This window comes from Luteococcus sediminum (assembly GCF_054783495.1).
This window is the reverse complement of sequence record NZ_BAAGQL010000018.1, coordinates 157,987-165,585: the sequence shown is the minus strand read 5'-3', so window position 1 is coordinate 165,585 and position 7,599 is coordinate 157,987. Positions and strand designations below refer to the sequence as shown.

Here is a 7,599-nt window from a genome sequence, read left to right as displayed (position 1 = left end):
CTAGGACGCCGCCGGACTTATACATACCCCCTGTCGGGACTCTTCATGGGTTCCTGGCAGGGGGTATTTTCATGCCCGAAAACGGGTGCCCGCGGGCGGCGGTATGTCCACTCGCGGCGGTGTGTCCGCAAACGACAGTGGCAGCGCGGGGTGGTGGTGTTGGGCGGGGGTGGGGTGTGCTCACCCGCCCGTTTGGGGACGACACCCCGGGCGACCGCCCGGACGCCCCCAGACACAATCCTGCAACGAGAAGGCCCCGGAAGACAGGGGAGTGGTAGCCACGAGCACCAAGCCTGTCTGCTGCCTGCGAACCGGTCGTCAAACCGGGACACGGATTGGTTCTGGGGCCCACAAAGGAATACGGTTGGGGCGTCACCCTACAGGGCTGGTCAACGACGGCTGGCCCCGGGGTATCACTGCCAGGACCACGGCCCATGCCGGCTCTTGGTGGTGCGAACACAGGACCAATCGGAGGAATGGTTGTGGCATTCGGGAAGCGCAAGCCCAACAAGTGGCCCGTCGAGGCCGAGGAAGTTGACGTCGCCCTGATCGGTGGTGGCGTCCTGAGCGCCACGATCGGCCTGATCCTGCACGAGCTGCAGCCCGACTGGAAGATCGTGGGCTACGAGCGCCTGCCCAAGGTGGCCAAGGAGTCCTCCAACCCTTGGAACAATGCGGGAACGGGCCACGCCGGCCTGTGCGAGCTGAACTACACCAAGGAGAACCCGGACGGCACGATGGACAATGCCAAGCCGGTCCAGATCAACGAGCAGTTCCAGCAGACGCGGCAGTTCTGGGCACACCTGGTGGAGAAGGGCGTCCTCGGCCTGCCCGAGACCTTCATCAACCCGTCCCCCCACATGTCCCTGGTCCACGGCGACGCCGACGTCGAGTTCCTGCGCAAGCGCTGGGAGACCCTGAAGCAGAACCCGCTGTTCGCCTCGATGCAGTTCAGCGACGACCACGAGCAGATCCGCGAGTGGGCTCCGTTGATCGTGGACGGACGTGATCCCAAGGAACACATCGCTGTCACCTACGACCCGAGCGGCACCGACGTCGACTTCGGCTCCATCACCACCCAGATCTTCAACCACCTCGCCTTCGACGGCGTGCATGTCGAGACCTCCAAGGAGGTCACCGACCTCAAGCAGAACACCGACGGCAGCTGGACCCTGCGCATCGTCGACAGGGGAGACCTGGGCACCCGTGGCGGCAAGGAGAAGTTCGTCCGCGCCAAGTTCGTCTTCAATGGCGGCGGCGGATGGGCGCTCAAGATGCTCCAGAAGGCCGGCATCCCGGAGGTTGCGGGCTACGCCCTGTTCCCGGTCACAGGAGCCTTCCTCTCCACCGATGACCAGTCCGTCGTCGCGCAGCACAAGGTGAAGGTGTACGGCAAGGCCAAGGTTGGCGCCCCGCCGATGTCGAACCCCCACATGGACGCCCGCGTCATCAACGGCAGCAGTTCGGTGCTCTTCGGCCCCTATGCCGGCATTGATCCGCGCTTTTTGAAGTTCGGTTCGCTGTTCGACATGCCCAAGATGATCCGCACCGACAACATCGGAGCGGTCCTCAACGTCGCCAAGGACAACATCCCCCTGATCAAGATGCTGGCCGGCATGATCTTCATGACCCCCGGTCAGAAGCTCTCCGAGATGCGCGAGTTCGCCCCGCGGGCGAGCATGACCGACTGGCACCTGATCAAGGCCGGCCAGCGAGCCCAGATCATCAAGACCGATGCCAACGGCAAGGGCGGCAGCCTCCAGTTCGGCACCGAGGTGCTCACCTCCGCCGACGGCACGCTGGGCGCCGTCCTGGGGGCATCCCCGGGCGCCTCCACGGCCGTGCCGATCGTCCTCGACATGCTCACCCGCTGCTTCCCCAACAAGCTGGAGGAGTGGGAGCCCAAGTTCAAGGAGATGATCCCGACCTACGGCAAGAAGCTCAGCGAGGACCCGGAGCTGGCCTACGAAATCATGGGCCGCACCGCCGAGGTGCTCAAGCTGAACCGTCCGAAGAAGGTCGGCGAGGCCTGACCTTTCCGCAGTGACGCACAGTGGCGCCCGTCTTGTGTGGACGGGCGCCACTGCGCGTCAGTGCGGTCAGTACAGGACGCATCGGGTGCCGCGCGTTCGATCAGAAGCGCACGTGGGGGAGAGAGCAGTGAGAAGGATTGATGGCCTCCGCTGGTGGCAGGCGCGCGAGCTTGCGTCCCACCGGGGGCGACTGGTGTGGGACCTCCTCCGGTCGGTCCTGCGTGGCGAGCGTCCGGTGAGCGACAAGCCCGCCGTGGATGCCGTCGAACGGGAGTTCTGGGACCGGGGACGGCAGTTCCGCGTCTGGGACCTCCCTGCCCGTGCCGGGGATCCTGCACCGGTCTTCGTCCTGCTGCACGGGTTGGGCACTGCATCGCGGCTCTACCACCACACCGTGCACCATCTACGTCCCCACGGACGGATCCTGGTGGTCAACATGCCGGGCTTCGGTGACCTGGCGCGGCCGCAGGGGCCCATGGGCATCGCGGACTTCGCGGAGTCGATCGGTCGCGTCCTGGCCCGGATGGGAATCGAAGCCCCCGTTCTGGTCGGCCACTCGATGGGCACCCAGGTTGCGGTGGAGCTCGCCCGCCAGCACCAGCACCTTCGCGATCGCATGGTCCTGGAGGCGCCCGTCGTCCATCCGCGACGACGCACCATTCCACGCCTCCTGCTGGCCTTCGTCCTGGGATCGCTGAGAGAACGGCCCGGCGCGGCGCCGGTCTCGATCCGCGGATACCTGCAGATGGGCCTGGGCCTGGCCATGAGAGGTGCTGCCGTCGCTCGTCCATCATCCGCTGGAAGACCGGATCCAGGGCCTGGGAGGGCGTCTGGAGATCGTCAGGGGCGAGCACGACCTCCTGTCGACCAGCCAGTGGGCCGATGAGCTCCTGACGCGCAGTGGCGCCCAAGGCTCCGTGACGCTGGTCAAGGGTGCCTCCCACCAGATCCTGGTCGACGACGCCGACCAGGTGGCCGCGACCGCCGCAGAGGTGGCGGGCCGATGAATCGTTGGCAGCGGGTGGCCGTGGTCATGCGCGACTGGAGCCATGTTGCGTGGCGGATGCCGCTGGCCGTCGTGGATCGCACACCGCTGGATGCCTTCCGACAGGGCCATCTGGCGCCAGTGGTGCTGCTGCCTGGGATCTGGGAGCCGTGGCGCTTCCTGGTTCCCCTGGCGCGCGCCCTGAACGAGATGGGGCACCCGGTCCACCCTGTGCCTGGCCTTGGCTGGAATGGACGATCCCTCGAGGAGTCGGCCGCCATCGTCTCCGACGCTCTTGCAGGCCAGGTGCCTTCGCCAGCCGTTCTCGTGACCCATTCGAAGGGGGGCCTGATCGGCAAGCGGGTGAATGCTGGACGAGGTGAGGCCGGGGGAGAGGGCCGTTGGCCTGGTCGCCGTGGGATCACCCTTCGGGGGGTCCTCACTGTCCTGGCGCATCCTCGCCAGGACGCCCCTGGGCATGTTTGCGCCCGCCGGACTGGTGATCCAGGCCTTGGCGGCCGAGCTGGTCCTGAACTCCAGGATCGTGTCGATCGGTTCGGCCTGGGACGAGATGGTGCCCAACGGCACGCACCTGGACGGTGCGACCAATGTCACGGTCGCGGGCGCCGGACACTTCCTGCCGCACGTCGTGCAGCTCGTGCACGAGCACGTGCAGGCCTTGTGGGAGTCGCGTCACTGACCGCCGTGAGAGGGCATTGGGTGCTCGATGGCCTGGCCTCTTGAGAGGCGGTTAATGACCGATAAGCTACATTATGACAAAGTACCCTTTGAATCGCTCCTCCCCGTCATGGTGCCGGGCTGTACATCTTCACCACTGCGGACACCGTCGACGCGTACCATTTGGCACCTCCCTGCGCCGTGGGCACGCCCTCGGTGTTCAGCTGCTCGGCGATGGCCCGCAATGACTTCTTCCGTGCCCTCTGTTCAAGGATCCTGGCCACGATGTCGTCGTCGATGCCTCGAGGTCTGCCAAGGCTGGCCCCCGAGGCCTTCCGGTGGGCCAAGGCCTCCTTGGTGCGGACGCTCACCAAGTCCCGCTCGTACTGTGCGGCGCAGGCAAGGATGTTCGTGGTGAAGCGCCCAGCGGCATCGGTGGTGTCGATTCCCGGTGAGAGCATCACGACATCCCAGCCCTTGTCCTGGGCCCTGCCCAGGATCTCGCCGAGCCCTGCGACTGAGCGCGTGAGTCGATCCAAGCGCACGACCATGAGGACATCGGCCTCACCGGAATCAAGCTGGGCCATGGCCTGACGAAGCCCTGGGCGTTCCATGGTCGAGCCGGAACTCCCCTTGTCGGCAGTGATCTCGAGGCTCCATCCACGACGTCTGGCCTCCTCTTCGAGGGTGGCCTGCTGGGCCTCCAGGCTGATGCCATTGACGGCTTGGTCCGCGGTGCTGACGCGGACATATCCCACTGCCTGACGGGGGGTTCCGGGGGTACTCTTCGGGGTGCTCACTCCCCCAATGTACAACAAATGGTCCTCTGATGTACAGCAATGTTGGCGTACGCCGTGTGGTCCACAGCAGCACCCCGCCTCACGCAGTGGGCCATTTTACGTTCGTGGTGTCGGTTCCACGCCTTGCATGCTTCGCAGGCCCTGGAGAACTCCTGCCAGATAGGCCCGCTCACTGGGTGAGGCATCGAGCTCCCCCTCGTCGACCAGGCCGATCACCTGTTCCAGAAAGCGGCAAACCGTCGCCTCTCCCCCGTCCCCCGGCGCCGGGAGCTCCACTGTCATTCCCGGACCCACTCACGGGCCACGGCCACAGAACCCAGAGAACTGCCGTCTTCCCCCGTGACCACTGCGAAGGTCATCACGACATAGACCGAGGAGCCATCGGCGTGGATCGCCTTGGTCCGGCGTGGTGCACCGTCAGTGGACACATGGCCTTGTGCCATCGCCTTCTCGAAGCCCTTGTCGTGTGCCTGGCGGAGGCGCTCGGGGATCATGAAGTCGAGTTGCTGCCCCATGACGTCCTCCGCCCGGTGGCCGAAGAGTTTCTCGGAGGCGGCATTCCAGACAGTGACCCGGCCATCTGTGTCGATCACGATCACGGCATCACCAGCACACTGCAGGACACGCTCGGTCACATGGCTCATGAAGGCCAATGTACTGCCAGGGGTGGGTCCTGGGTGGTTCCGGCCTGTCGATCTGCTGTTTGGGGTGCCGGTTCAGAGCAGACACCCCGCCGGCGCTCGTACAGTGACTCGTTGTTCGCAGGTCGATTCGGGGGTGTCGCGGTGTGGCTGGAGCCACGCCCTGGGTCCTCGACACGACCCAGGTGTGATGGGGGAATCACCTTGATGGAATCTTTGCTCTCGCTCCGGAATGTGACCAAGCTCCACGGCGGGCGTCCCGTGCTTCGCGGTGTCAGCTTCGACCTCAGCAAGGGCGAGGTGCTGGGCCTGATCGGTGAGAACGTCGTCGGCAAGAGCACCCTGATGGGCCTGCTGGCCGGCGACTACCCGCCAGATTCCGGCCAGATCCTTCTCGACGAGTTGCAGTACCAGGTGCACAACCAGTCCGAGGCCATGGCTCGCGGCGTCGGCATGATCCGTCAGGACCTGGCAGTCAACCCCCGCCTCACCGTCGCCCAGGCGCTCTACCGCACCGGCCTTCCCCACGAAGAGATCCGGGAGCAGACAGCTCAGGAACTCGCCGACCACGGCTATGGCCTCAGCGTCGATGGCCGACTCGGGAGCCTGTCGGGGCTCGAGCGCGTCATGGTCGAGATGGCCCGCATGGGCGTCGGTGACGCATGCGTCATCCTGATGGACGAGGTCGGTGCCCTGTTCAACCGCCGTGAGATCGACGACCTGCACGACGTGCTGTGCGGACTCAACGAACGCGGCGTCAGCGCGCTCTGCATCACCCACCGCCTGTCCGAGATGAAACGCGTCGCCGACCGCGTGGCAGTGCTCAAAGAGGGCCGCATCTTCAGCATCGTCGACGCCGGGAAGCCAGCGTCGAAGAGATGGCCGCCCTGCTGATCACCCGCGAACAGATCCAGCTGGCCGACCGCAGCGGACATGCCCGTGAGGAACTGGCCCTGCAGGTCAAGGGATTCAACAGCTCCGCCTTCGAGGACATTGACCTCGAGCTGTACCGCGGAGAGGTCCTGGGACTCACCGGCCCCGCCCGCCGCGGCGGCATGCACCAGCTCGCGGAGGCCCTCACCGGCCAGGACCAGGAAGTCACTGTCGAGATGACCGTCGGTGAGGCAGCCGTGGACCCCACCAGCGGCGTGGCCGGGCTCGGCGTGGCCTACTTCGCCACCGAGGGCAGACTGCGCGCCGAGGACGACGAGAGCATCGCCCGCACACTGATGCCCAAGGGCCAGGACGGCGAGGATGCCTCCGAGATGGCGGCCATGCGCGAGATCGTCGGTATCATCAAGCAGATGAACATCCGCACCACCAGCGCCCACAAACCGCTGCGCAACCTCTCCGGAGGCGACCGGCAGAAGGTGGCCCTGAAGCGCTGGATCAATGACGGTCCGGATGTGCTGATCCTCAACCACCCGACCCGCGGTCTGGACGTGCGGTCCCGGCAGGACCTCTACCAGATGATCTACAACCACACAGAACAGGGAGGTTCGGCCATCCTGATCTCCTCGGACCCCACCGAACTGCGTGGCTGGTGCGACAGGATCGTCATCATGCGCAACGGCATGGTGTGCCAGGTGGTGCGCCCCGACGAGATCACCGACGACGAACTCGACGATGCGATGGTCGCTTCTCCGGCGCGCGGTGTCGTCGTCGATGACGACCGGTCCGCCGACGGATTCGATGGCTTCCGGGCCAGCCGCTTCCTTGTGGGGTGACTGAAAGAAGCCCCAGCAAAGTCTCGCGAGGTCAACAGCGGTCAGCCGTCCTCCGCAGAGTGAAAGGCGTCGTCGGGGGACGACGGATGGTTCCAGCAGCCATCGTCGTTGACTGGGGTTGAGGCAATCGTGGGGATCTTCGAGTGGTTCAGTGGCCGTGAGGCCCCTGCCCCGTCGCAGGACGAGTCCCACGACCACGGACCAACGGACGCGGACTCCATCGAGCCCAGGACCGTCACACCGGACTCCCCCGTCAACGCCCCTCAACTGGGCCCGAACACGGCGACCCCACCGGGTCCCCCACACCAGATGCGCCGCACCTCGGCGCTCCTTTGGAAAGGAACTCGTCCAAGAGCCCTCTGCAGCAGTCGATCCAGGATCTCCTGAGCATCGAGGGCGCCACCGGCGCTGCCATCGTCGACCTCAGCTCCGGCATGGCCCTGGCCACGGGTGGAAAACCCCGGCTTCAACCTCGACGTCGCCGCTGCCGGCAACGCCAGCGTCATCCAGACCAAGCTGCGCACCATGGCCGACATGGGCCTGTCGGACGAGATCGAGGACATCCTGATCACCTTGGGTGGCCAGTACCACCTGGTGAACGTCATGAACGAGGACACCACCAAGGGCCTGTTCGCGTACGCAACCAGGCGAACCTGGCCCTGGCCCGCCACAAGCTTCGCAATGTCGCCCGCAGCCTGACGATCTGATCGTCGCAGGACACCGGCCACGGGGTCG

8 protein-coding genes are annotated in these 7,599 nt (G+C 65.8%); 6 read left to right on the top strand and 2 right to left on the bottom strand.

From position 1 onward, the window contains the following. Window positions 1–482 precede the first annotated feature (482 nt). From mqo to ACYVKA_RS10480, 3 genes are all read left to right on the top strand, one after another. Window positions 483–2,033 carry a malate dehydrogenase (quinone) gene (gene mqo, locus ACYVKA_RS10490; RefSeq protein ID WP_460705219.1) on the top strand — a complete coding sequence of 517 codons (1,551 nt, stop codon included), beginning with the start codon at window positions 483–485 and terminating at the stop codon, window positions 2,031–2,033. Window positions 2,034–2,268: 235 nt separating this feature from the next. Further along, the gene (locus tag ACYVKA_RS10485; protein ID WP_460705217.1) at window positions 2,269–2,919 is read left to right on the top strand and encodes an alpha/beta fold hydrolase; all 651 of its coding nucleotides are present in this window, start codon (window positions 2,269–2,271) and stop codon (window positions 2,917–2,919) included. 514 nt (window positions 2,920–3,433) lie between these two features. Continuing rightward, window positions 3,434–3,718, top strand: a complete 285-nt coding sequence (locus ACYVKA_RS10480) for a hypothetical protein (protein ID WP_460705215.1) — start codon at window positions 3,434–3,436, stop codon at window positions 3,716–3,718. Between the two features lie 106 nt (window positions 3,719–3,824). Here the strand turns inward: ACYVKA_RS10480 and ACYVKA_RS10475 are convergent, their stop codons facing one another. After that, window positions 3,825–4,496 (bottom strand): recombinase family protein, encoded by a 672-nt coding sequence (locus ACYVKA_RS10475; protein WP_394276489.1) that lies wholly within the window; start codon window positions 4,494–4,496, stop codon window positions 3,825–3,827. 278 nt (window positions 4,497–4,774) lie between these two features. Next, window positions 4,775–5,140, bottom strand: a complete 366-nt coding sequence (locus tag ACYVKA_RS10470; RefSeq protein WP_460705213.1) for a PAS domain-containing protein — start codon at window positions 5,138–5,140, stop codon at window positions 4,775–4,777. 231 nt (window positions 5,141–5,371) lie between these two features. Here ACYVKA_RS10470 and ACYVKA_RS10465 point away from each other — a divergent pair, with 231 nt between their 5' ends. The 3 genes from ACYVKA_RS10465 to ACYVKA_RS10455 all read left to right on the top strand — a co-directional run bounded on the left by ACYVKA_RS10465 (window position 5,372) and on the right by ACYVKA_RS10455 (window position 7,563). Then, a complete protein-coding gene (locus tag ACYVKA_RS10465) occupies window positions 5,372–6,031 on the top strand; it encodes an ATP-binding cassette domain-containing protein (protein ID WP_460705211.1) in 660 nt (219 codons plus the stop codon). Beyond that, a complete protein-coding gene (locus tag ACYVKA_RS10460; protein WP_460705209.1) occupies window positions 6,016–6,864 on the top strand; it encodes an ATP-binding cassette domain-containing protein in 849 nt (282 codons plus the stop codon). The genes ACYVKA_RS10465 and ACYVKA_RS10460 overlap by 16 nt, the downstream gene beginning before the upstream one ends. Before the next feature lie 450 nt (window positions 6,865–7,314). Beyond that, complete coding sequence (locus ACYVKA_RS10455) at window positions 7,315–7,563, top strand: hypothetical protein (RefSeq protein WP_460705207.1); 249 nt, start codon at window positions 7,315–7,317, stop codon at window positions 7,561–7,563. The last annotated feature ends 36 nt before the right edge of the window (window positions 7,564–7,599 follow it).